This window comes from Streptomyces sp. NPDC055632, assembly GCF_053618675.1.
Window position 1 is genome coordinate 577,371 of sequence record NZ_JBSHHY010000001.1, and the last position, 23,416, is coordinate 600,786.

Consider the following 23,416-nt stretch of genomic DNA (forward strand, 5'->3'; position numbering starts at 1 on the left):
ATAGCCAGCCGGGATGCTGCGGACGCTGGATTACATCGATGTAAACCGTGTCGGCCGGACTCACCGGGAGCCACCATGCAGCGTGCACGACGCCCCTCCGGCGTACTCGTCCTGGCTCTGTCCCTGCTCTTCGCCCTGGTCGCGGCCCTGCCCGGGGCCGCTCCCGCCGAGGCGGGGCAGACCTCGCTGCGGGCCGCCGACCCGAGCGTCCTGCGGGTCGGCGGCACCTACGTCGCGGTGCAGTCGACCGGCAACGGCATCGACGTGCGCCAGGCCTCGTCGACGGCCGGGCTCGCCACCGCGCCGGCCCGCCGGATCTGGACCGACGCCCGGAACCTCGGCGAGGTGTGGGCCCCGGAGATCGTCCGCGACGGCGGGCGCTACCACGTCTACTTCACGGCCGGCCGGGGCGCCGCCCACCGGATGTACGCGATCAGCTCCGCGAGCCCCGACAGCGGGTACACGGCGGAGACGAAGCTCGCCCTGCCCGACGACAAGTGGGCCATCGACGGCACCCTGTTCACCTTCGACGGGCAGCGCTGGTTCGTGTGGTCCGGCTGGGCCGGGGACACCGATGTCGAGCAGAACCTCTACATCGCCCGGATGAGCAGCCCGACCACCCCGACCGGGGCGCGGTACGTCATCTCGCAGCCGCGCGAGCCCTGGGAGCGGGTCGTCGGCAACCCGTACGTCAACGAGTCCCCCGAGGCGATCAAGGACCCGAACGGGCAGCTCCACGTCGTCTACTCCGCCAACGGGAGCTGGAGCGACCGGTACTGCCTGGCCGACCTGCGGCTGCGGGCCGGCGGCGACCCGACGCACGTGTGGGACTGGTACAAGTCGAACGGCTGTCTCTTCGGCTCCCACCGCGACGCCATGATGTCCGGCTGGGACCCGACGCTGCGCGTCGACGGCCCCGGCCACCACAGCTTCGTCCTGCTCGACGGCGACATCGCCACGAGCCCGCCGGCCGGTCCGACGTTCCCGCTGATGTTCCACGCGGTGCCGAAGGGGACGCCGTACTCCTGGGAGAACCGCTACTGGTACACCGGCGGCTTCTGCTGGTGGGGCGGCACCACGTACCGGCGGGCGAACGTCCCCGGCGCGAACACGGACACCGGCTGGAGCCTGAAGTTCTTCGAGTGACGGGCTCTCCGGGCCGCGGCCACCCCGAGCGGTTCGCTCGGCACGGCCCCCTCGCCCCTCCCCCGCATCCGGAGTCCTCGCCCGCACCGAAGTACGGGTGGGGTCCACGAACCGGTCCGGGGGTGAGGAGGCGGCATGCGCATCGACGGGAAGCGCGTCCTGGTGGTGGGGGCGACCGGCACCGTCGGCGGACTCGCCGCGGAACGGCTGACGCGCCTGGGGGCGTCGGCGGCGCTGGCCGGCCGCGACCGGAAGCGGCTCGCCGGGGCGTCGGAGGCCCTGGGCGGAAACCCGTACCACGCCTTCGAGGCCTACGACCTGGGTGCCTGTGAAGCACTCGCCCCCTGGGCCGCCGAGGTCCTGGGCGGCCTCGACGCCGTCGTGGTCGCCCTGGGGGTGGCGGGTTTCGGAGCCGCCCGGGACCTGCCCGAGGCTGCCGCCGAGCACCTCGTGGCGGTGAACGCGCTGGCCCCCATGGCGATCGTCCGAGGGGCCCTGCGCGTGCTGCCGCCGGGTGGCGCCGTCTCCGTCGTCACGGGGGCGATCGTCGACCGGCCGATGTCCGGCACCGCCGACTACACCGCCGCTAAGACCGCGCTCGCCGCGTGGCTCGGCGTCGCGGCCCGCGAGTCGCGGCGCGCCGGGGTGGCCGTCCTGGACGTGCGCATGCCCCACCTGGACAACGGCTTCGCCGACCGCGCCGTGGTCGGCACCCCTCCGCCCCTGCCCGGGGGCGCCGCCGCGGCCGGCGCGGTGGAGTCGTACCTCGTGGCCCCGCTCCTGGAACGCCTCGGGAGCGGCGGCGGGCCCGCGCACGCGGGCCGGACGGGAGCGGCGGGAGGTGCGGGACGATGACCGGGGACTTCTCCGCCGGGGGCGGTCGCGGTGGGCCCGCCGTCCCGTCCCCGGTCTGGCGCGAGGCGCCCGACGGGGGCCTCACGGCTCCGCGCCGCTGCGCCCATCTGAACGCCCCGGCGGGACCGGGCGCCGTCCCGGGGGCCGTGTGCGCGGCGTGCGCGGCGCGGGGCCGGGCCTGGCGGCGGCTGCGGTGGTGCGCGACCTGCGGGTACGTGGGGTGCTGCGACAGCTCCCCCGGGGCGCACGCCCACGCCCACCACCTCGCGACCGGGCATCCGGTGGCGGTGTCCCTCGCTCCGGACGAGGACTGGGCCTGGTGCTTCGCGGACGAGCTGTTCCTGGTGCCGGTGACGGCTCCCCCGGGCGCGGCCCCCTAGGGACCGTTTTGTCGATCATGTGTCGAGCCGGACGAGGGTGCCGACGAGGGTGACGGCGGCGAGGTAGCGGTCGGGACGCTTTCGTAGCGAGTGGCGATGCCGCGCCGTTGCTTGAGCCGGTGGAAGCACCGTTCGACTGACGGTCCCTGCCTGGGTGCAGCCATTGCGGTTGCCCGCGGTGACCACGAAGGCCAGAGGCCGGCCCCGGCCGTCGCAGGCGGGGTGGAGTCTGCTGGTCAGCCCGCCGTGGGAGCGTCCCGGGCCGCGTTCTTCGAGCCCCCTTCGGCGGCCGCGTGCTGGTGGGCCCGCACGATGGTGGAGTCGATCGCGACCAGCCGGTCCACCTCCGCCCGCGACCGGGCGGCGGTCAGCAGGCGGTCGAAGGTGCCGTCGGCGGCCCGGCGGGCGAACCGCCCGTGGACGGTCTGCCACGGGCCGAACCGCTCGGGCAGGTCCCTCCAGGGCAGACCGGTGCGGAACTCGAACACGATGTCCTCGAGCACCTGGCGGTGATCCCGCCACCGGCCACGAGCCCGGCCCGCGGGCGGCGGCAACGGCGCGATCACCGCCCACGCGGCGTCAGGGATCTCCTCGTCCCTCCCGACCGGACCAACGGTCCGATGATCGGAAAGACGCCTCCTAGGGCCTCTGCCGGGGGATCGGGGCGCTGCCCCGGCCGTGATCCGCCGGACGGGCCCCGAGGGCCTTGCGCCCGGGAAGGGCCGGTCGGCGCGAATTCAGGTCACGCCGGTCAGCGTGGCGTAGACGACCGTGTTGGCCCGGTAGCCGGTGTCGCCGGACCAGTCGCCGCCGCAGGTGATCAGCCGCAGCTCCGGACCGCCGGAGCCGCCGTAGACCTCGTCGTCGGGGAAGCGGTCCTTGGCGTACTCCTCCACCGCGTCGACCGTGAAGAGGGCCGTGCTGCCGTCCGCGCGCTCGACCGCGATCCCGGCGCCCCGCGTCAGGGCGCCGAGCCGGTGGAAGACGGCGGGGCCGGTGGGGGTGTCCAGATGGCCCGTCAGGACGGCCGTCCCCGCCGAGCCGGGCGGGGTCCCCCGGGCGTACCAGCCGGCGAAGGCCGGGAGGTTCGGCGGGGGCGGCTCCAGCTTTCCCTTCTCGTCCAGTTCGAGGCGCATCAGCCGGGCGTCGACCCCGATGAGCGGGATCAGGACCCGTACCGGATCCGACGCGGGGAGCGGCTCGGCGGCGGGCCCGGGGCGGTCCGGGGCGTCCGCCCCGGCGGCCCGCGCCTCCCGTGGCAGGACCCGGGCGGCGGGCGGCGGGGCGTCGTGACCGGCCGTCGCGTCGACGAGCAGCAGCGCCCCGGCGAGCACGGCCCAGACCGGCGACGGGACGTACCGCGGGCGCGGGCCGCCGGACCGCGTCAGGCCCGGTTCCCCGCGCCCGCGGCGCGCCGGCGCATCCCGAACGCTCCGGCCGCGACGGCCGCGCCCGCCAGGAGCCAGCCGAGGCCGGACTCGGCCTCCTCGCCCGCGGCCCCGCCGAAGCCGGCGTCGACGGCGCCGTTCGGGCGGCCGGAGACCCGGTACGTGGCGGTCATCTTCTTCCGGGGCGGGCACTTGAGCGTCACGGTGTCCGTACCGGAGGAGGCGTCCTTCGGCAGCCGGAACTCACCCGTCAGGACGCCCTTCCGGTCGCCAGGCAGGAGGTGGAACTTCCCGCCCGCCACGGACTCGCCCTTGCCGTAGGTCTCCTTGCCGCAGGCGGTCGTGCTGACGGTGACGGTGTCGCCGGGGGAAGCCGTCCCCGGGGTGACGCGGACGTCCCCCGAAGCGGCGGCTTCGCCCTCGGCGGCCAGGGCGGTGGGGGCGGGCAGGACCAGGGCGCCGACGATCAGGACGGCCGTGGCACCGGTACGGGCGAGACGCATGTTTTCTCCTCGGACGGAGCGGTTTCCGCCCGGCTCGTCCGCGCGGCTCCTGTGCTGTGCTCCGAGCACGAGGGAAAGGCCCGCCGTCGATCATCGCAACGCGAGCGGCGCCCGGGGATGTCGCCCGGTCGGCCGCCCGGCCGCCGTCCGCGCCGCCGTCGTCGCAGGTCACGGCGGTGGAACCGCCGTACCGGAAACGCCCGTGTCCGAGGGGCGAACGGGTTAGGGCCCGTCCGGCCCCGATCCACCGGACCGGTCCTGGGGCGGGCGCCGGAGGCCGCGCACGACGGACGGGACGGGCCCCAAGTGCTGACGGCGCATCACGTGGCTTCCGTCCGGGCGGGCGGCGTTCGGGGGACGGGCGGCACGGCCGGGTGATCAGCAGTGGCGGGGTGGTGGGCCCGCTCATAGCTTCGCGGTATGACAAGACGACAGATCGCCCTCGTGGCATGCGCCGTGGCCGCCGTGACGACGGGTCTGGGCGCCGTCCCGCCCACCGCCCCCGAGGCCTCCGCCGCCTCCCGGACCGTGCACCGGGTGAAGCCCGGCGAATCGATCCAGAAGGCCGTGGACGCCGCGCGGCCGGGAGACAGCATCGTGCTCGCCCCCGGCACCTACCGCGAGAGCGTCACCATCACCACGTCGAACCTGACCCTGCGGGGCTCGACGGTCTTCCCGACCGTCGTCGTGCCCGGCAAGGCCGCCACCGGGGCGTGCGCCGAGGCCGGCCACGGCATCTGCGTGACCGGCACCGCCCAGCGCCCCGTCGAGAACGTGACCGTGCGCTCCCTGACGCTTCGGAACTTCGCCCGGAACGGCCTGTGGGCCTCCGGCACCGACCGGCTGACGGTCCGGGGCGTGACCGCCGAGAAGAACGGCAACTGGGGCATCGCCCAGGAGCGCTCCGTCCGCTCCGTGCTCATCGGCAACACCGCCCGCGACAACGGCGACGCCGGCCTCTTCGTGTCCAACACCACCGACACGGAGGAGGGGGCCGTCGACGCCAAGGGCACGCTGATCAGCCACAACCGCCTGTCCGGCAACCGCATCGGCCTCACCGTGCGGCGGTTGCGGAACGTCACCGTCGACCGCAACGAGGCGACCGGCAACTGCGCCGCGGTGTTCGTCGTCGGCGACGAGTCCACCCCGCGCGCCGGGGCGATGAGCCTGCGCCGCAACCACATCCACGCCAACAACAAGTACTGCCCCAAGACCCCCCGCCTGCCCTTCCTCCAGGGCTCGGGGATCGTCCTCACCGGCGCCGAGGAGACGCTGGTGGCCGAGAACAGGATCGAGGACAACAAGGGCACCTCGCCGCTGTCGGGCGGCATCGTGCTCTTCAAGAGCTTCGTCGGCGCCCTCAACGAGCGCAACGAGATCCGCGACAACGTCGTGCTCCGCAACGGCACGGCCGACCTCGCCAACCGCGACACCGGCAAGGGCAACACCTTCCGCGGCAACACCTGCGAGGTCTCCGAGCCCGCGGGCATGTGCTGACCCCGCTCCCCCTCCCCCCACTCCCCCACGGCACGACAGAGAAGGCAAGGCGACAGATGACGACCGTTGACCCGGTGAGGACCCTCGACCCCGCTCCCCCGCCGCCCATGCGGCTGCGGGAGCTCGTTTTCGGAGCGGCGTGCGCCGCCGCCGTGCGGGCCGCCGCCCGGCTCGGCGTGGCGGACGCCCTCCAGGACACGCCCGCGAGCGTGGAGGACCTGGCGGAGGCGGTGCAGGTCCAGCCGCGGACGCTGCGCCGGCTGCTGCGCGCCCTGGCCTGCCAGGGGATCTTCGCGGAGCAGCCCGACGGCGCCTTCGCGCACACGGAGATGTCCCGGCTGCTGCGCGAGGACGACCCGCACAGCCTGCGGTACATCGCGCTGTGGTGCACCGAGCCGTGGACGTGGGACGTCTGGCCGAGGCTCGACGAGGCGGTGCGCACCGGCGGCAGCGTCTTCGAGGACGTGTACGGCAGGGAGTTCTTCCCGTACCTCAACGAGGACGCGCCCGAGTCCGCGTACGTGTTCAACCGGGCCATGACCACGTCGAGCCGGCAGTCCGCGCAGGACGTGGCCGACCTGCTCGACCTGGCGGGCGCGGCGTCGGTCGCGGACATCGGCGGCGGCCAGGGGCACGTCCTGGCGAGCCTCCTGGAGCGGCACCCCGCCCTGGAGGGCACGCTGCTCGACCTGCCGGGCGTGGTGGGGAACGCCGATCCGCGCCTGCGGGCGGGCGGCGCGCTCGCCTCCCGGGCCCGGGTCTTGGCCGGGGACTGCCGCGAGGACATCCCGGTCGAGGCCGACGTGTACGTCCTCAAGAACATCCTGGAGTGGGACGACGACAGCACCCGCAGGGCGCTGGCCAACGTCCGGCGGGCGGCCCGGCCGGGCGCCCGCGTCGTCGTGATCGAGAACCTGGTGGACGACACGCCCTCGATGCGGTTCACGACGGCGATGGACCTGCTGCTGCTCCTCAACGTCGGCGGTGCCAAGCACACGCGGGAGAGCATGCTGGAGCGGCTGAGGGACGCGGGGCTTGTCGTCGGCGAGGTCCGCCCGGTGAACGCCTACCTCCACGCCTTCGAGTGCACCGTCCCCGTCTGACCGGGGCGTCCCCCTCGTGACGGGGGAAAGTCCGAGGCCGCCGGCCCCGCTTCTCGCGGGGCCGGCGGCCTTCGGGTTTCCCGTGCCTCGGGACCGGTCAGGAGGCGGGGTCCCGCTCCCAGCGGTAGAAGCACTGCGCCATGGCGTCCCTGGGGCTGCGCCAGGTCTCCGGGTGGTACGCGCTGACGTACGTCGCCAGGCGGTCGCTGACGTCCCGGAACTCGGGGTGCCCGGTCAGCTTCGCGATGGCGGGCGCCGGGTCCCGCTCGGACTCGATGAGGTGCAGGTAGACGTCGTCGCCGAACTGGAAGAGGCTGCGGCGGGAGACGCCCACCAGGTGGGGCAGTTCACCGCTGTCCGAGGCGGCGAACACGTCGGCGATCGCCGGCGCCGAACCGGGCGCCATGCGGGCGACGATCAGGGCGTGGTGCATCGGGCGTCCTTCCTGGGACGGCTCAGTCGGAGAGGACCGGGGCGGGCCGGCGCTCGCGGGCGGCCTGCTCGATGCGGTCCCGGATGAGGGCCATCTGGGTGCGGGAGTTGCGGTTGATGTTGTCGGTCATCCAGTCGTCGTCGACCGGGGCGTCCGGCTTCATCGCGAAGTCCTGCACCCAGCGCATGTGCACGCCGGCCGGGGTCTCCTCGTACTCCCACCGGATGTTCATGTGGGCGAAGGGGCCGGTCTCGACGCGGCGGGCGGTGACGGTGCGCCGCGCGCGGTCGGGGGTGCGCTCCGAGACCCAGCTCCAGACCTTCCCGGACTCGTCCGGGTGCATGGTCAGGCGGAAGGTCGTCGTGTCGCCCTCGCGGGAGAGCACCTCGACGGAGGCGTACTCGCTGAAGAGGTCGGGCCAGTTCTCGAGGTCGTTGGTGATGTTCCAGACGAGGTCGAGCGGGGCGTCGACGGTGATGCTGTTGTCGGTGTGTCCTGACACGTCAGACTCCGGTGGTGAGGGTGCTGTTGACGAGGCCGAGGAAGTCGGCCGGGGTCTTGCTGCGCTCGGCGTCGGGCGGCAGCGCCACGCCGTGGCGGTTCTCCAGCTCGCCGACGATGCCGAGCAGGCCGAGCGAGTCGACGCCGAGGGCGCTGAAGGGGACGTCCGCGGCGTTGCGGAGGTCCTCGGGGGCGACGGTGACGCCCGCCGACTGCTTGACCAGCGCGGCCAGCTCTTCGAAGGTCAGTTCGTTGATGCTCATGTGCGTTCTCCTTCTTCCGTCCGGTCCTACCGGGCGGTCTCGTCGCCGCGGCGCACTACCAGCGCGGCGTTGGATCCCATGAGGCCCCTGCTGAGGACGAGGGCCGTCCGCAGGTCGGCGGGGCGGGCGCGGGACACCACCAGATCGATGTCGTGGCAGACGTCGAACACGTTCGGGGTGGGGGGCACCAGGCCGTGTTCCATCGCGAGCACCGCGGCCGCGACGTCCAGGACGGGGGCTCCGCAGTAGGCGCGGCCGATCCCGGTCTTGGGCGCCGTGACGGGCACCCGGGCGGCGTGCGGGCCCAGGGCGTCGGCGAGTGCCAGCGCCTCGGCGCGGTCCGCCTCCGGCACGCCCAGGGCGTCGGCGAACACGACGTCGATCTCCTCCGGGGCGCAGCCGGCCTCGTCGAGGGCGACCCGGATCGCGCGGGCGAGTCCCTCCCGGGACTCGGCCCAGCGGGAGGCGCCGGTGAAGGTGGCGCCGTGTCCTGCGACGACGGCCCGGACGGGCGTCCCCCGGTCCCGGGCGCGGTCCTCGTCCTCCACGACGAGCACGGCGCCGCCCTCCGCCGGCACGAAGCCGGAGGCTCCGGCGGTGAAGGGGCGGTAGGCCCGGTCGGGCTCCTCGACGGTGCTGAGCTCGGGGTAGCCGAGCTGGCACACCATCGAGTACGGGGCGAGGGGGGCCTCGGCGGCGCCGACGACCACCGCGCCCGTCCCGCGCCGTACGGCCCTGGCCGCGTGGGCGAGGGCGTCCAAGCCGCCCGCCTCGTCGCTGGCGACCACGCCGCACGGCCCCTTGAAGCCGCTCCGGATGGAGATCTGGCCGGTGCTGGCGGCGTAGAACCAGGCGATGGACTGGTAGGGGCCGACGAACTTGGAGCCCTGGCCCCACAGCTTCTGCAGCTCCCGCTGGCCGAACTCGCCGCCGCCGGACCCGGCGGCCGTGACCACCCCGATGGAGAAGGGGTCCTCGGGAGCGTCCCGGCCGAGGCCGGCGTCGTCGAGGGCGAGCGAGGCCGCCGCCATGGCGTAGTGGCTGAACCGGTCGGTCTGGACGAGGAAGCGGTCCTCGATGAGGGTCGAGGCGTCGAAGGACCGGACCTCGCCCGCGACCTTGAGGGGCAGGTGCTCGCACCCCTCGCGGGTGATGCGGTCCAGGACGCCGATGCCCTCCTGGACGGACTTCCAGTACGTGTCGGCGCTCAGTCCGTTGGGGGCGATCACCCCGATGCCGGTGACGACGGCGCGCCTGGGCTGCTCCGTGCTCATCGTGTCCTCCCTGCCGGCTCCGTCAGGAGCACGGCGGACTGGAAGCCGCCGAAGCCGCTGCCGACCGAGAGCACGTTCCTGAGCTTCCGGGGGCGGGCGGTGCGCGGCACGTAGTCCAGGTCGCACTCGGGGTCGGGGACCTCGTAGTTCGCCGTCGGGGGCACCACCTGGTGCTTGAGGGCGAGGACGCAGGCGGCCACCTCTATGGCGCCGATCGCCCCGAGCGAATGTCCCACCATGGACTTGATGGAGCTCATGGGGGTGTCGTAGGCGTGGGCGCCCAGGGAGCGCTTGACGGCGGCGGTCTCGTGGCGGTCGTTCTGCCGGGTGCCCGAGCCGTGCGCGTTGACGTAGTCGATCAGCGTGGGGTCGAGCCTGGCCTGGTCGAGCGTGCTGTCGATGGCCCGGGACATCTCCAGGCCCTCTCCGGTGAGACCGGTCATGTGGTACGCGTTGCCGTAGGTGGCGTAGCCGCCGATCTCGCAGTAGATGTGCGCGCCGCGGGCCCGGGCGTGCTCGTACTCCTCCAGGACGAGGACCGCCGCGCCCTCGCCCATGACGAAGCCGTTGCGGCGGTCGTCGAAGGGCTTGGAGGCGTGCTCGGGGTCGTCGTTGTCGGGCGAGGTCGCCTTGATGGCGTCGAAGCAGGCCATGGTGATCGGCGAGATCGGCGAGTCCGACGCCCCGGCGATGCAGACGTCCGCCCGGCCCTCCTGGACGGTGTGGAAGGCGTAGCCGACGGCGTCGAGGCCGGAGGTGCAGCCGGTGGAGACCGTCTGGACCGGGCCGCGGGCGCCGAAGCGTTCGGCGACGAACGAGGCGAGCGTGCTGGGCGAGAACGCCAGGTGCAGCTTCGGGTCGGCGGCGCGGTGGTCCACGTCCCACCGCTGTCCGCCCGCGCTGACCAGGACGTAGTCGTGTTCGAGCCGGGTGGTGCCGCCGACGGCGCTGCCCAGGGAGACCCCGATCCGCCACGGGTCCTCCGTGGCGGTGTCGAGCCCGGAGTCGCGGACGGCCTCCCCGGCGGCGACCGCCGCGAACTGGATGTACCGGTCCGCGTGGAGGCTCAGCTCGGGGTCGAGCCCGTGCGCCAGCGGGTCGAAGTCGCACTCGGCGGCGATGCGGGAGCGCAGGCCGACCGGGTCGAACAGGGTGATGCCGCGGGTCGCAGTGCGGCCTTCGGCGAGGAGGTCCCAGAACGCCGCCGCTCCGGTGCCGCCCGGGGCGACCACGCCGATCCCGGTGACAGCCACTCGCCGGTTCACTCGATGGCCCCGGTGCGTTCGGGGACCTGGCCGGGGCCGCCCACGTTCAGCTGCGGCCCGGCGGCGGCGAGCTCGGCCTCGTCGGTCACCTCGGTGTCGACGTGGCCGAGGCTCGGCCGGGGCGCGAGCGGGCCCAGGTGGAAGACCATGCGGGCCTCCCGGTCGCCGACGTTGCGGAAGCGGTGCCGCACGCCGATGGGGACCAGGAGCCCCTGGTCGGGCCGGAGCGCGTACGTCTCGCCGTCCAGGTCCACTTCGAGGGAGCCGGAGACGACGTACACGAACTCCTCGGAGTACGGGTGGTAGTGCTCGCCGATGCGCTCGCCGGGCTGGACGATGGCCAGGCCCATGAAGCCGCTGGTGGAGCCCACGGCGGCCGGCGTGAGCATGGCCCGCAGATCACCTCCGCGCCTGCGGTTGGGCTCTGTCTCGTCCAGGCTCACGATGAGGGGCTGCTGGTGGGGCATGGTGGGTACCTCCGGGTGGGGCGGTGACGTCCGGGCGGGGTCGCGGCCGTCGGTCAGGAGTCCGCCGAGGTGCGGTCGGTGACGGGCAGCATGTCGGCGTGCGACAGGAGCCGGTTGATGTTGCGGTCCGTCGTCAGGGAGCCCTCGACGCCGATCGCGGCGCCGTCCAGGAGGGCTTCGAGCTCCTCGGCCTTCCCGGGGCCCTTGAGGCCGAGGGAGGCGACGGGGTCGAGGTCGAGGTCGCCGGTGATGTCGACGAGGCGCACCACGATGTCGTCGCGGTGGAAGACGGTGCTGCCGTGCACCGGGCTGCCCGGGTCGTCGGCCGCGGCGGCGTCCTGGTGGGCGAGCAGCTTGGCGAGGTCCATCCCGCGGCCCTCCCGGGCCGGGTAGTACAGCGCGTGGCGCCGCAGGCCGGCCGGGGCGGGGCGGTCGGCGACCACGTGGTGCACGGCCGGCAGCGCGGCCCGGGTGAAGAAGACGCGGGCCGACTCGGGGTCGGTGAGGTCCCGGTCCTGCTCCAGGTACGGGTTGAGGGCCTCCTCGACCGCGCGGACCTCGGGCTGGCGGGCGACGTGGCGCAGGGCCGCGAGGAGGTCGCCCTCGACCTCCACGGCCCGCACGACGCGGTTGCCGTGCATGAAGAGGGAGGTGCGGCGCAGCCGGGTGTTCTCGTCCACCTGGGCCCGGGGCGAGTCGTAGCCGGAGAGGATCTCCGCGACCTTCGACTCCGAGCCCGGCTTGACGGTGAAGGTGAGGGCGTGGCGGGCCACGCCGTCGCCCTCGCGGGCCGCGACCCGGAGGCCCGCCGGCGCCGCGTCCTCCGCGAGCGGCCGGCCGCCGCCGGTCTCCCGCAGGACGCTGTAGCGCATCGACCGGGTGTCCCGGACGCAGCTGTGCATCGGCTTGACCACCTCGACGTGGTCCTCGCTGTTGACCCAGGCGAGGAAGGGCGGGGCGCTCTCCCACTCGCTGGTGATGAGCCACTGCGAGGGGTTCTCGATGGACTGGCAGAGCTGGTCGCTGATGTGTCCGGGGACGGCGGCGACCTGCTTGCGCATCAGCTCGTACGCTTCGAGGAACTGCTGCTGGGCCCCTTCGTACAGGTCGAGCAGCAGGATCACGCGCAGCCTGGAGCCGTCGAACGCCGATTGCGAGACACGTGCCGAAACGGTCATCCGGCGCACCTCTTCTCTCTTCGGGAGTTTCCTTGGGTGGCTTCTTCGAGGCCTTCCCGGGGATCTGCTTCGGGGAAGCCGGGAGGGGACCGCCGTGCCGAGGGGGCAGGGGTCGTCATGTGCCGATCGTCGGCGTGCCTCCGCGAGTCGCGCGACTCCCACGGTGCGGATGAGTGAACCGCGCGTCATTCGGGTGCCCCGGACGCGCGAAGCGGTTTCCGGAGGGCATGGATCTCCATCCCACCCCCGACTCGCGTCACAGGTGACGCTGGAGGCACTCGATGAACCGATTCGAAGGGTCCGGCGAGGTCGTCGACACGTCCGTCCTCATCGTCGGCGGCTCTCTGGTCGGACTGTCCGCGTCGTTGTTCCTCGGCCGTCTCGGCGTGCCGCACGTGCTCGTCGAGCGCCACGCCGGCACCTCGGTGCATCCGCGCGGGCGCGGCAACAACGTGCGCACGATGGAGCTCTTCCGGGGCGCCGGAGTGCGCCGGCGCGTCCGGGACGCCGCGTCGGTCCTGGCGCACAACAACGGCATCCTCCAGGCGCCGAGCCTGGTAGGGGACGCCGGCGACTGGCTGTTCAAGGAGGTCGACCCCGGCGGCGGCCTCGCCCGCTTCAGCCCGGCCGAGTGGTGCCTGTGCAGCCAGAACGATCTGGAGCCCGTCCTCCGGGAGGGCGCCGCCGAGCTGGGCGGGGACCTGCGGTACGCGACGGAGCTGATGTCCTTCGAGCAGGACGCCGAAGGAGTGACCGCGCGGGTCAAGAGCCGGGACACCGGCGAGCACACCACGATCCGCGCGGAGTACCTCGTCGCGGCGGACGGTCCGCGCAGCCCCGTGCGCGAGCTGCTCGGCATCGGGCAGAACGGGCCCGGCGACCTGTTCCACAACGTGAGCGTCACCTTCGTCTCCCGCGGTCTCGCGGGCGTCGTCGGCGACCGGCGCTTCATCGTCTGCTACCTGACGGACCCGGGGGCCGACGGGGCCCTCCTGCCGGTCGACAACGAGGAGCGCTGGGTGTTCCACGCGCCCTGGCACCCCGAGCGCGGCGAGACCCTGGAGGAGTTCACCGACGAGCGGTGCCGGGAGCACATCCGCCGGGCCGTGGGCGTGCCGGACCTCGACGTGGAGATCACCGGCCGGGCCCCCTGGCACGCCGCCGAGCGGACGGCCGAGCGGTACGCGGACGGGCGGGTGTTCCTGGCCGGCGACTCGGCCCACGAGATGCCGCCCACCGGGGCGTTCGGCTCCAACACCGGCATCCAGGACGCGCACAACCTCGCCTGGAAGCTGTCCGCCGTCCTGGACGGCTGGGCGGGACCCGGCCTGCTCGCGTCCTACGACGCGGAGCGCCGGCCGGTCGCGGAGGCGACCAGCTCCCGCGCCTCGTCCCGCTCGGTCGAGCACAGCCACCCGGGGTACGCGCCCGACCCCGGCATCGGCCCGGCGGGCCGGAAGGGCGGCATCCTCAGCGTGGTCCTGGGCTACCGCTACCCGCGGGGCGCGGTCCTGGGCGCCGACGAGTCGCTGCCGGTCGTGCCCGAAGGGCTGCGCCTCGCGGGCGAGCCGGGGACCCGGTCGCCGCACCTGTGGCTGGACCGGGCCGGTGAGCGGATCTCCACCCTCGACCTGTACGAGCGGTTCCCGGTGCTGCTGAGTTCGGCGGGCGGCACGGGCGCGTGGCACGCCGCGGCGGCCCGGGTCGCGGAACGCCTCTCGGTGCCGCTCGACTCGTACCGGATCGGTGACGGGCCGGACGCCGATCTGGTCCAGGAGGCCGGTGCGGACTGGGCGGAGTCGCACGGCGTCACGGCGGGCGGGGCGGTGCTCGTCCGCCCCGACGGGTTCGTGGCGTGGCGCTCCGAGGGACCGGTGGAGGATCCCGAGACGGAGCTGCGGACGGTCCTGGCGACCCTCCTCGACCTGGCGTGACCCCGAGAGGCTCCCTTCCCGCCCGGTGTCCCCGGGCGGGAAGGGGGCCTCGTCGTCGGCGGCGCGGGGGCTCCCCCGCCCGCGCCGCCCGTACGGAACCGGTCAGGGCCGGTCAGGGCCGGTCAGGATCGATCGGTACGGATCAGAAGCGGTCCGAGCGACCGGGGAGGCCGGGGAGGTCCCGGGGCGCCGACGGCGCGAGCCGCGGGGCGTCGGTCTTCCGGCCCTCCGGGGTCCGGCAGGACACGTCCGCGGCCGGCAGCCGGCCCGTCACCAGGTAGGCGGTGCCGATCGCGTCGGCGCAGGACCCGGAGCCGTAGACGCCGTGGCCGAGACCGTCGAGGACCGTGACCATGCGGGAGCCCTTCAGGGCCCGGCGCATGCCCTGCCCGCTGACCAGCGGCGTCTGGGGGTCCCACTCGTTCTGCAGGACGAGCGTGCGGACGGTGTTGTCGATCCTCGTCGCGGGCTCCGCGCCCTTCCCCCAGAACGCGCACGGCTTGATGTGGGACGCGAAGTCGCCGTACAGCGGGTACTTCGCCTTGTCGCGGACGGCGTCGCGGCGGTACCGCTCCGGGTCGCGCGGCCAGGCGCGGGTGTCGGCGCACACCACGGACCAGAAGAGCGCGTCCCCGTTGTCGGCCGGGACGTCACGGGCGAAGGACGGCGGGACGGGCGCGGTCGGCAGGCCGCGCCGCGACGGCGACGCGCTCGGCGCCGGGGTCTTGCCGGCGGCGGCCTCCTTGAGCATGACGACCGTCTCGGCGGCGTCCGTCACGTAGAAGAACATGGCCCGCCAGGAGCGGATGTCGTCGCCGGACACGAGCACGCCGTCGACGGGTATGGGTGTGCGGTTCGCCCCGGCGACCAGGTCCCAGAACGTCTTGCGGACCTCGGCCGGGGTCCGTCCCAGCCTGTACGTGGCGTTCCTCGCGGCGGTCCACTCGGTCCACCGCGTGAACGCCGGCTCCGAGCCCTCCGCCCACACCTGGATCATGCCCCGCCAGACCCGCTCGGGGTCGACCGCGCTGTCGAGGACGAACCGGTCGGTCCGCTTCGGGAAGAGCTGCGTGTAGACGGCGCCCAGGTAGGTGCCGTAGGAGTAGCCGAGGTACGAGATCCTCTTCTCGCCGAGCACGGCGCGGATCACGTCCATGTCCCGCGCGGTGTTGCGGGTGCTGAGGTGCGGCAGCACGGCTCCGTTCGCCGCCCGGCACTTCTCGGCCACGGTCCGCGCCCACCGGACGTCCTTGTCGAACGTCGCGGCCTTGTAGGGGCGCTGCCAGTTCAGCTCGTCGTCGTTCAGGCCACAGCCCACCGGGGAGCTCTGCCCGACGCCCCTGGGGTCGAAGCCGATCAGGTCGTACCGCTGCTTCACGGCGTCCGGGAGCTGCGGCCCCAGGTAGACGGGCATGTCGAGCCCCGTGTTGCCGGGGCCGCCCGGGTTGAGGAGCAGGACGCCGCGCCGGTCCTCGGCGCTGGTCGCCCTCGTCCGGGAGATCTCGACGTCGAGCTTCCTGCCGTCCGGACGGCTGTAGTCGAGCGGCACCTTGATCGTCGCGCACTCGTAGTTCGCCGGCCCCTCGGGCTCGCAGCGCTTCCAGCGCGGCTTCTGCCGGGTGTACTGCCCGAGGGGATCGACGGCGGCCGCCCGGGGCTCCGGGGCGGCCCCGGAGGCGGAGGCCGGGGCGGGCGTGAGGGCGGGCAGGAGCGCCGCGGCGACGCCCATGGCCACGAGGGATGCTGTTCGCCTGTGTCTCACAGTGGGTCGGATCCTTGCGGGAGGCGGGTGATTCGGTCTCATGCACCCTTGCTCACAAGGGAGTTGGGCGAATCCTCCGTCCGGGCACCGTTGTGTCCGACCTCAGGAGGAGGACACGGCGCGGCGCGTGGTGCCCGGGGCGGAGAACGCGGTGTGCGGTTCGCGCGTCCCGGGCCGCCGCGCGGAGGGAGCGACGGCCCGGGACGCCACGGACTCGGGGCGTCACAGGCGCAGGGCCACCGCGGCATGGTGGCCGTCCGGGACGAGGACGTCGGCGAGGAGCCATCCGGCCGGCGCGGCGGGGACCGGGCCCGAGCCCACGTAGTCGGCCGACGGGTCGGCGCCCAGGCCGACGCCGAGCCCCTTCAGATAGGCCTCCTTCCTGGTCCACACCCGGGCGAACGCGTCGGGCCTGCGGGCCGGGGCGAGGGCGGCGAGCTCCGCCGACTCCGCCGGGTGGAGCACCTCCCCCGCCTCCGCGACCGTGTGCGGGGGCGGCACCCGCTCGATGTCCACCCCGACCGGCGTGGACGCGAGGGCGATCAGGCTCAGTCCCTCGCAGTGGGAGAGCGAGAAGTGCAGGCGCCCGTCCGGCAGGACGGGGCGGCCGTGCGGCTCGCCGCAGCAGGGGCACGGCGCCCGGGCCACCGACACGGCCCGGGGCGCGATCCCCAGCTGGGCGCCGAGCAGACGGCGCAGCCCCGCGTGGGCGCACAGGTAGGTGGCCCGGTCGCCGGGCCGGCGGAACTCCTCGGCACGGGTCAGCTCCGTCCCGTCCAGGACGAGGGACGCGTACCGGCCGACGGTCTCCCGGTGCGCCTCGGTGGCCACCAGCCAGAGCTGGGGCCGTGCCGGGCGGAGGCCGGGGAGCACGGGCAGGGCGGCGGTGAGGAGCGGCAGCGCGGCGGGGACCAGCGGGCCGCTCGCCGGAGGCGGGGCGGGTGGGGGTAGGAAGGGGGTCGGGGGTGGAAGGACCGGCTGGATCATGTCTGCCTCACACGGAAGTGACGGTGGACTCCGGTGCGGTACGGGCACGGGCGTCGGCGCGCGGAGCGGCCGGGTCCGTGTCCTTCCCGCTGTCGCTGTCGTCGCTGTTGCCGCCGCCATGGCCGCTGCCGCCGCCGCGCAGGGCGAGGGCGGCGGCGATCGGGGAGAGGAGGGCGAGGCCCGCGCAGAGCAGCCAGGTGCCGGTCACCCCGAGGTGCAGCGAGACGGGGGTGAAGACGGCCAGGGAGAGGGGCGCCGCGCCGATGCCGGAGAGCGTGAAGGTGGACATGGCGGCGCCCATCCGCCCTTCGGGGACGGCCTGCTGGTAGGCGGTGATGAGGGCGGGCCCGTTGAGGCCGGAGAGGAGTCCGACGGCGCCGGCCGTGGCGGCGAGGACGGGGGCGGTGGGCACGAGCGCCATGGCCGCCATGCCGGCCGCGAGACCGGTTCCGGTCACCACGAGCTTGGCGTGGACCGGGATGCGGTGGGCGAGGGCCGCGCCGAGGGCGGCGGACGCGAGCGCGCCGGCGCTGAAGGCGGCCAGGACCAGGGCCACGGCGCCGATGCCCCAGCCCCGTTCGACGGCGCGCAGGGGCAGGGCGACCTCGGCCGGCCACAGGAACGCCAGGTCCATGCAGAAGCAGGCGACGAACATCCACCGCAGGCGCGGGTGGGCGGCGAGGAGGCGGAAGCCGTCGCCGGACCGGGCCAGGAGGGAGGGGCCCTGCGGGGCGCGTTCGGGGCGGGCCATGCCGTGGGTGACGTGGGCGGCGCAGCCCAGCCAGACGGCGCAGCCGATCGCGGCCGCGGCGACGGCGCCGGGCAGGCCGCCGGCGATGACGAGCCAGGCCCCGAGCGGAGATCCGGCGATGGGGGCCAGGCGCAGCACCATGGAGAAGAGGGAGTTGGCGCGGCCGAGCTGCTCCTGGGTGGCGAGTCGGGGCAGCAGGACCCCGGAGGCCGGTCCGGTGAGGCCGAGCAGGGCGCCGTCGACGAGGGCGATGGCGATCAGCGGCCACAGGCTCTCGGTGGTGGCGGTGACGAGCGCCCCGGCCGCGAGGACGGCGACGCGGACGCTCGTCGCGCGGAGCAGGACGGCCCGGGGGCCGAGCACGTCGGTGAGGGCGCCGCCGAAGAGGAGCAGCAGGGCGCGCGGGAGGGTGGCGGCGAGGGTGACGGCCGTGACGGCGCCGCGGCCGCCGAGCTGGACGGCGGTCCAGCTCATGGCGATCAGGAGGGCGAAGCTGCCCGCCTGGACGGCGGCCTGACCGACGACGAGGCTGCTGACGCGCGGCCAGTCGACGAAGGGCTTGGCACCGGGCGGCGCGGGAGGGGCGGGGGTCGTCGTTCCCATGGGGTCGGCTTTCTGTCGTCGGGGGGCGCGGGGCGCGTGCGGGACGCGTGCGGGACGCGTGCGGGCACGCGGATGTGCGGACGGGGCGGAACGGGTGGGCTCCGGGCGGGGCGGTATGCGTGGGCCGGGCGCGGGAGGCGGTCGGGGGGCCGGGGGACGGTCGGGGGTCGGGGGCGGGGGGCGGTCGTAAAGCCAGGGGGGCGGTCGCGGGGCCGGGGCGGCTCTGCCCTGGCGGGGCGGGGCCAGGTTGGAGTGGGTGGGTTGGAGTGGGTGGATTGGAGTGGGTGGGTTGGAGTGGGTGGGTTGGAGTGGGTCAGCGCGGGGACGTGCGGGACGAGTCGGGCGGGCGGATCGGGACGTGGACGCCCGCCGTGTCGCCGCGGAGGCCCGCCGCGACGGCGAGGGCCACCGCGCGGTCGGCGGCCCGGCGCACCGCGCGCCGCCGGCGCGGGCCCCGGACGGCGGTGCGGGGGGTGCGGAGTTCGACGCGGCCGCCGAGGTGGCCCCGGCCCGCCTCCGTGAGGGCGCGCTGCGCGCTGCGCCGGGCCGCGGCGGCGGCGCCCTCGTCGGGGGCGGTCACGGCGATGCCGGGGAGCTCCCGTACGGAGAAGCGGGCGTGCACGGTACAGCCGCCGCCCCGCGACCGGCGGGCGGTCACGGCGTCGCCCCGGCCGGGAGGCCGGCGGGGTGACCGGCGTGGGGGCCGTCGGGCCACCACAGGTCCTCGGGGCCGAGGGCGGTGACGGCGTACTTGCCCAACGCACTGACGAGCAGACGCAGTTCGAGGGCGATGCTCTCGACGAGACGCTCCAGGCCGCGCTCGGGGTCCTCGTCGACGGCGACGAGGGCGGCCCGGCCGAGGCCGGCGGCGGTGGCGCCGAGGGCGAGGGCACGCAGGACGCGTCCGCCCTCCCACATGCCCCCGCTGGCGAGGAGGCAGCCCGCGGGGCGTCCGATGCGGCGCAGGCATTCGGCGAGGGGCAGGCCGACCTGGTCGAGGAAGACGCCCGGGGCCCAGCCGGTGCCGCCCTCGGCCCCGTCGACGGTGACGGCGTCCGCTCCGGCGGCCCAGGCGGTGCGGGCGGCGTCGGCGATGTCGCGGCCGGGGTGGAACTTCACCCAGGTGCGGGCCTTGGGGAAGTTGTTGCGCATGAAGCGGAGCTGCTGGCGGAGGATCTCGTCGGTGAAGGTGCCGGGGGTGGCGCAGCGCAGTTGGCGCGTGCCCTCCGGGTCGAAGACCTGGCGCACGGTGAAGCGGCGGGCGAGCTGCTCGGCCTCGGCCCGGTCGACGACGGTCATGCCCCCGAGGCCGGGCTTGGCGCCCTGGCCGGTCTTCAGCTCGAAGGCGAGGCGGCCGGTCTCCAGGAGGGGACGGATGGCGGGGTCGCTGTAGAGGAGGTTCCAGACCTCGGAGTCGGCGTCCTCGGTGGACTGCTGGACGACGACGCCGCCGGTGCCGTCGGGCGCGGCGTCGAGGTAGGCCTCGATGCGGGTGAGGAGGGCGGACCGGGTGGCGTCGCCGGCCCGGCGGTAGCCGTGGACGGGGATCATGTTCTCCCCGATGACCATGGGGATGCCGAGGCGGGCGGCCTGTCGGCTCGCGTGGACGGCGAGGTCGCCGCTGCCGGCGCGGGTGGAGCCGAAGGCGGACAGGTAGAGGGGCAGCCGGGCGGTGAAGCCGCCGGTGCGCGTGGTGAGGTCGACGTCGGTGAACTCCGGTTCACGGGCGAGGTCGATGAGCTTCTCCAGGCGCTCGGGCATGAAGACCGGCGGAACGATGCGCGCCCGGTCGAGGGCGTCCCCGGAGCCGGAACCGGAACCGGAACCGGAACCGGGGCCGTGGCCGGTACCGGGCCCGTCACCGGCACCGCTCGGGCCGAAGAGGCGCGTGCCGTACGCGGCGGGGTCGGGGAACACCTCCGCGGTGCCGCCCCGGGCCCGGGCGCGTACGGACTCCTCGGGGAAGCCGGGGGCGTCGAGGCCGGTCACGGGGCTACCGCCCCGGGGAGCTTCGGGTAGGCGCTGACCTGCCAGAGGGCGTCGAGCCCGGTGAGGAAGCGGACCAGGCGCTGGAGGCCCATGCCGAAGCCGGCGCTGGCCGGGATGCCCTCGCGGGCCTCCTTGAGGTACCAGGCGTACTTGGCGGGGTTCTCGCCGCTCTCCCGCATGCGGGTGACGATGGTGGCGTAGTCGGACTCGCGCTCGCTGCCGGAGACCAGTTCGCCGTAGCCGTGCGGGGCGATCAGGTCGAAGTTGCGCAGGATGCCGGGGCGTTCGGGGTCCTCGCGGTCGTAGAAGCCCCGGGAGCCCTTGGGGTAGTCGTCGACGAAGAAGGGCCGGTCGCTCTCCAGGGAGAGGATCCGCTCGCCGGTCCAGTCGATCTCGCCGTCGGGGTTCTGCGGGTGGCCGGCGGCGAGGAGGCGGGCCACGGCCTCGTCGTGGGTGCGGACGTCGTACTTGCCGGCGCGGACGTCGGCGAAGTCGCCCTCCTGGCGCCCGAGTCCGGTGAGGAGCTCGGGGACGGTCGTCCAGACGTGCTCGGCGACGTGGGTGAGCAGCCCGGCGGCGACCTCCTGGGCGTCCTCGCGGCTCGCGCCGGCGATCTCGACGTCGATCTGGTGGAACTCGACGAGGTGGCGGCCGGTGGTGGCGGTCTCCTCGGGCTCCACGCGGACGTTGGGGGCGATGTAGAAGAGCTTCGGGAAGCCGCGCAGGGAGGCCTGCTTGTAGAGGATGGCGCTGGTCATCAGCTTGTAGGGGTGGCCGTAGTAGTCGACGTCCAGCGCCTTGGCGCCGCGGCCGCCGGGGTCGGTGACGGGGCCGACGAGCGGCGGCAGGAGCTCGGTGAAGCCCCGGCCGTACAGGAAGTCGCGGGCGGCCCGGAGGGCTTCCTGCTGGACGAGCATGGCGGTCCGCAGCCGCGGCGAGCGGAGGTGTTCGCCGAGCGGGGGCGGCAGGGGCGGTGCGGTCGGCGCGTCGGCGGGGAGGGGCTGGTCCATGGCGGGGCTCCTGTTCGTGGTGGGTGCGGGTGGGCCGGGCGGTGGGCGTTCAGACGGTGAGCGGGGCGGCCCGCGGGCGGTCGCAGCCGTCGCCGTCTCCGTCCTCGTCGCCGTCGTGCCGCCACGGGTCGTCGTAGCGGCCCGCGACGTGGTGGAGGGCGGTGAGCAGGCCGTCCGCCGTGAGGGGGGTGGCGTCGGCCGCGGGGTCGGCGGGGATCGGCATGGCTCCGGTGCGGGCCCAGCGGAGCCGCCCGGCGGGGTCGATGAAGCCGCGGGAGCGGCCGGGGTTGTCGGGGTGGAGGCAGAACGGGACGTCGAGGAGTCCCCGGGCGAAGGCGGCCGGGAGGGCGCGGGACAGGTCGGGGTGGAGGCCGAGGACGGTCTCGATCAGGGTGCGGGCCTCCTCGTACACCTCGCCGCCGGCACCTCCGTACACCTCGCCGCGCGCACCTCCGTACACCCCGCCGCCCGGGCTCGTCCCGGGTTCCGGTGCCGGGGGTCCGGCGAGCGCGGCGGCCGCGGCGGCGGTCTCCAGGGCGCGGACGTTCTCCTCGACGGTGGGGATGCGGTGCGCCTCGGCGGCGGTCTTGACGATCAGCCGGCCCGCCCCGGAGCGCACGGCGAGGCGGGCGGACGCCTCCAGGAGGCGGGTGGCGCCGCGTTCGGTGCGGGGGAAGACGCCCATGTAGGTGTAGAGGACGACGTGGTGCTCGACGCCGGCGGGCAGGAACTCGGCGGCGAGGCGGCGCAGGGCCCGTACGGCCTCCTCGTCCTGGCCGGGGTCGGTCTGCTGGGCGTAGCTCAGCGAGACGCTGCGCAGCCCGTACTGGGCGAAGAACAGGCACTCCAGGACACTGGTGGCGACCAGGAGGCCGGGCGGGCAGAGCTGGCCGAGCAGGCAGCCGCCGAAGCTCTCCAGATGGGGGGTGGTGCCGGGGCGTGCCGTGCCGGCGAGCAGTTCGCAGGCGCGGGCCCAGGCCTCGACGGACTCCCGCAAGGGGGTGCGGCCGTAGGGCAGGCAGTACGAGACGGGGCCGCCCTCGGTGGCGGTGAGGCCGGCGGCGGTGAGGGCCCTGACGATGGCGGCGGGCCGGGCCGAGCCGTGGCGGACCTGGACGGGGAAGGCGTCGTCGTGGAGCCCTTCGAGGAGGGCGCGGGTGGTGTCCGGCGCGTGGGTGGCGATCGGGTAGCCGTTGAGGGCGGCGCCCTCGGCGACGGCGGCGCGGGCGGCGGCGAGGTCGCCGACGCGGGTGTAGCTGTCGACGGTCAGGGTGCCGACGGTGTGGGCGGTGGCGGCCCGCGTCCGTGCGAGTCCGGCCCGCATCCGGCCAGGGTCGCCGAAGCCCATGCGGGGCTGGACGACGAGCCGGCCGGCGGCGGCGGAGGCCGCGACGAACGCCCCGAAGGAGGGGGCGGGGGCGGGGGTGGGTACGGGGGCCGCGGCAATCAAGCCGGCACCTCCCGGCGCGACCCGGCGGCCTCCCGGAGCGACCCGGCGGTCCCCCGGAGCGGTCCGGTGGTCTCCCGGAACGATTCGGCGGTCTCGCGGCGCGGTCCAACGGTCTCCCGGAACGATTCCGCGGTCTCGCGGCGCGGTCCGGCGGCGAGGAAGGCGCGCAGGGCGTCCAGGTCCTCGCCGAGGACGGCGTCGCAGCCGGCCTCGGTCAGGCGCGCGACGTCCGCCTCCTGCCGGTGGCCGGCGACGCCGAGCTTTCCCCCGAGCACCACGGGCAGCCCGGCGAGGGCGGGCTCCGCGCGCAGCCGGCGGACGGCGGCGAGGCCGTCGCGGTAGCCGTGGCCGTTGACGCTGCTGAGCACCACCGCGTCGGGGGCGTGCCGCAGACAGGCGGCGGCGAGCAGCTCGGCGTCCGCGCAGGGGCCGAGCCCGACGACCTCGTACCCCAGCTCCTCCAGGAAGAGCCCGAGGTACACGAGATTCCACGTATGGGAATCCGACGCGGTTCCGCTCAAGAGAATCTTCATGCCTGAAGAATAGATTTCGGAGGGCTTCGGGAGGGGAAGTCGGAGCGGCAGCAAGGACCGGCACTTTCGCTTCTCCCTTTCGCCCCGGTGATCCCGCCGGCGGAAAACGGAAAGGCGCCGCACCCCGCAATGGATGCGGGGTGC

General features: G+C 74.8%; 23 protein-coding genes and 1 pseudogene. 6 read left to right on the plus strand and 18 right to left on the minus strand.

Annotated features, from left to right (window positions below):
• The first annotated feature begins 75 nt into the window (after positions 1-75).
• The 3 genes from ACWGSR_RS02410 (at position 76) to ACWGSR_RS02420 (ending at position 2,381) form a co-directional block, all read left to right on the plus strand.
• Entirely contained in the window at positions 76-1,146 is a 1,071-nt protein-coding gene (locus ACWGSR_RS02410; RefSeq protein WP_376232285.1) for a glycoside hydrolase family 43 protein, read from the plus strand.
• Positions 1,147-1,281: 135 nt separating this feature from the next.
• Positions 1,282-2,001 carry an SDR family NAD(P)-dependent oxidoreductase gene (locus ACWGSR_RS02415; protein WP_453563070.1) on the plus strand — a complete coding sequence of 240 codons (720 nt, stop codon included), beginning with the start codon at positions 1,282-1,284 and terminating at the stop codon, positions 1,999-2,001.
• Positions 1,998-2,381 carry a UBP-type zinc finger domain-containing protein gene (locus ACWGSR_RS02420; RefSeq protein WP_453563071.1) on the plus strand — a complete coding sequence of 128 codons (384 nt, stop codon included), beginning with the start codon at positions 1,998-2,000 and terminating at the stop codon, positions 2,379-2,381. Before ACWGSR_RS02415 ends, ACWGSR_RS02420 begins: the two co-directional genes overlap by 4 nt.
• Before the next feature lie 236 nt (positions 2,382-2,617).
• On the opposite strand, the gene ACWGSR_RS02425 is transcribed toward ACWGSR_RS02420, so the two are convergent.
• From ACWGSR_RS02425 to ACWGSR_RS02435, 3 genes are read right to left on the minus strand one after another with little or no spacing between them, the layout of a single operon-like run.
• Positions 2,618-3,118: a transposase gene (locus tag ACWGSR_RS02425; protein ID WP_453563107.1), complete on the minus strand. Its 501-nt coding sequence runs from the start codon at positions 3,116-3,118 to the stop codon at positions 2,618-2,620.
• The gene (locus ACWGSR_RS02430; RefSeq protein ID WP_453563073.1) at positions 3,119-3,715 is read right to left on the minus strand and encodes a class F sortase; all 597 of its coding nucleotides are present in this window, start codon (positions 3,713-3,715) and stop codon (positions 3,119-3,121) included. It abuts the gene before it with no gap.
• A gap of 50 nt (positions 3,716-3,765) precedes the next feature.
• Entirely contained in the window at positions 3,766-4,272 is a 507-nt protein-coding gene (locus ACWGSR_RS02435; RefSeq protein WP_376232289.1) for a sortase, read from the minus strand.
• Positions 4,273-4,692: 420 nt separating this feature from the next.
• Here ACWGSR_RS02435 and ACWGSR_RS02440 point away from each other — a divergent pair, with 420 nt between their 5' ends.
• A complete protein-coding gene (locus ACWGSR_RS02440) occupies positions 4,693-5,769 on the plus strand; it encodes a right-handed parallel beta-helix repeat-containing protein (protein ID WP_453563075.1) in 1,077 nt (358 codons plus the stop codon).
• A gap of 56 nt (positions 5,770-5,825) precedes the next feature.
• The gene (locus ACWGSR_RS02445) at positions 5,826-6,872 is read left to right on the plus strand and encodes a methyltransferase (RefSeq protein ID WP_453563077.1); all 1,047 of its coding nucleotides are present in this window, start codon (positions 5,826-5,828) and stop codon (positions 6,870-6,872) included.
• A gap of 97 nt (positions 6,873-6,969) precedes the next feature.
• Here ACWGSR_RS02445 and ACWGSR_RS02450 read toward each other — a convergent pair whose 3' ends face one another.
• Genes ACWGSR_RS02450 through ACWGSR_RS02480 form a run of 7 tightly spaced genes read right to left on the minus strand, consistent with a single transcriptional unit; the run spans position 6,970 to position 12,253 of the window.
• Positions 6,970-7,305 (minus strand): TcmI family type II polyketide cyclase, encoded by a 336-nt coding sequence (locus ACWGSR_RS02450; protein WP_062757670.1) that lies wholly within the window; start codon positions 7,303-7,305, stop codon positions 6,970-6,972.
• A gap of 22 nt (positions 7,306-7,327) precedes the next feature.
• Entirely contained in the window at positions 7,328-7,807 is a 480-nt protein-coding gene (locus tag ACWGSR_RS02455) for an SRPBCC family protein (protein WP_376247021.1), read from the minus strand.
• A gap of 1 nt (position 7,808) precedes the next feature.
• The gene (locus ACWGSR_RS02460) at positions 7,809-8,069 is read right to left on the minus strand and encodes an acyl carrier protein (protein ID WP_366372766.1); all 261 of its coding nucleotides are present in this window, start codon (positions 8,067-8,069) and stop codon (positions 7,809-7,811) included.
• A 26-nt stretch (positions 8,070-8,095) separates the two neighbouring features.
• On the minus strand, positions 8,096-9,343 hold the full coding sequence (locus tag ACWGSR_RS02465; protein WP_376247019.1) for a ketosynthase chain-length factor: 1,248 nt from the start codon (positions 9,341-9,343) through the stop codon (positions 8,096-8,098).
• Positions 9,340-10,608 carry a beta-ketoacyl-[acyl-carrier-protein] synthase family protein gene (locus tag ACWGSR_RS02470; protein WP_376247016.1) on the minus strand — a complete coding sequence of 423 codons (1,269 nt, stop codon included), beginning with the start codon at positions 10,606-10,608 and terminating at the stop codon, positions 9,340-9,342. The genes ACWGSR_RS02465 and ACWGSR_RS02470 overlap by 4 nt, the downstream gene beginning before the upstream one ends.
• On the minus strand, positions 10,605-11,075 hold the full coding sequence (locus ACWGSR_RS02475; RefSeq protein ID WP_366372763.1) for a cupin domain-containing protein: 471 nt from the start codon (positions 11,073-11,075) through the stop codon (positions 10,605-10,607). The genes ACWGSR_RS02470 and ACWGSR_RS02475 overlap by 4 nt, the downstream gene beginning before the upstream one ends.
• A gap of 53 nt (positions 11,076-11,128) precedes the next feature.
• Positions 11,129-12,253, minus strand: a complete 1,125-nt coding sequence (locus tag ACWGSR_RS02480; RefSeq protein WP_453563079.1) for a SchA/CurD-like domain-containing protein — start codon at positions 12,251-12,253, stop codon at positions 11,129-11,131.
• A gap of 281 nt (positions 12,254-12,534) precedes the next feature.
• On the opposite strand from ACWGSR_RS02480, the gene ACWGSR_RS02485 reads away from it, so the two are divergent.
• The gene (locus ACWGSR_RS02485) at positions 12,535-14,187 is read left to right on the plus strand and encodes an FAD-dependent oxidoreductase (RefSeq protein WP_453563081.1); all 1,653 of its coding nucleotides are present in this window, start codon (positions 12,535-12,537) and stop codon (positions 14,185-14,187) included.
• Positions 14,188-14,329: 142 nt separating this feature from the next.
• On the opposite strand, the gene ACWGSR_RS02490 is transcribed toward ACWGSR_RS02485, so the two are convergent.
• The 8 genes and pseudogenes from ACWGSR_RS02490 to ACWGSR_RS02525 form a co-directional block, all read right to left on the minus strand.
• Entirely contained in the window at positions 14,330-15,949 is a 1,620-nt protein-coding gene (locus tag ACWGSR_RS02490; RefSeq protein WP_453563082.1) for an alpha/beta hydrolase, read from the minus strand.
• Positions 15,950-16,171: 222 nt separating this feature from the next.
• Positions 16,172-16,936: a 4'-phosphopantetheinyl transferase family protein gene (locus ACWGSR_RS02495; protein ID WP_453563084.1), complete on the minus strand. Its 765-nt coding sequence runs from the start codon at positions 16,934-16,936 to the stop codon at positions 16,172-16,174.
• A gap of 7 nt (positions 16,937-16,943) precedes the next feature.
• On the minus strand, positions 16,944-18,290 hold the full coding sequence (locus ACWGSR_RS02500; RefSeq protein WP_376246860.1) for an MFS transporter: 1,347 nt from the start codon (positions 18,288-18,290) through the stop codon (positions 16,944-16,946).
• A 313-nt stretch (positions 18,291-18,603) separates the two neighbouring features.
• Positions 18,604-18,948 (minus strand): hypothetical protein, encoded by a 345-nt coding sequence (locus tag ACWGSR_RS02505; RefSeq protein WP_453563086.1) that lies wholly within the window; start codon positions 18,946-18,948, stop codon positions 18,604-18,606.
• Entirely contained in the window at positions 18,945-20,279 is a 1,335-nt protein-coding gene (locus ACWGSR_RS02510) for a glutamate synthase-related protein (protein ID WP_453563087.1), read from the minus strand. The genes ACWGSR_RS02505 and ACWGSR_RS02510 overlap by 4 nt, the downstream gene beginning before the upstream one ends.
• Entirely contained in the window at positions 20,276-21,289 is a 1,014-nt protein-coding gene (locus ACWGSR_RS02515; RefSeq protein WP_453563088.1) for an asparagine synthetase A, read from the minus strand. Before ACWGSR_RS02515 ends, ACWGSR_RS02510 begins: the two co-directional genes overlap by 4 nt.
• 49 nt (positions 21,290-21,338) lie before the next feature.
• Positions 21,339-22,739, minus strand: a complete 1,401-nt coding sequence (locus ACWGSR_RS02520; protein WP_453563089.1) for a methylaspartate mutase — start codon at positions 22,737-22,739, stop codon at positions 21,339-21,341.
• Positions 22,740-22,879: 140 nt separating this feature from the next.
• Positions 22,880-23,272, minus strand: a pseudogene (locus ACWGSR_RS02525) (cobalamin B12-binding domain-containing protein); the annotation flags it as partial.
• Positions 23,273-23,416 lie beyond the last annotated feature (144 nt).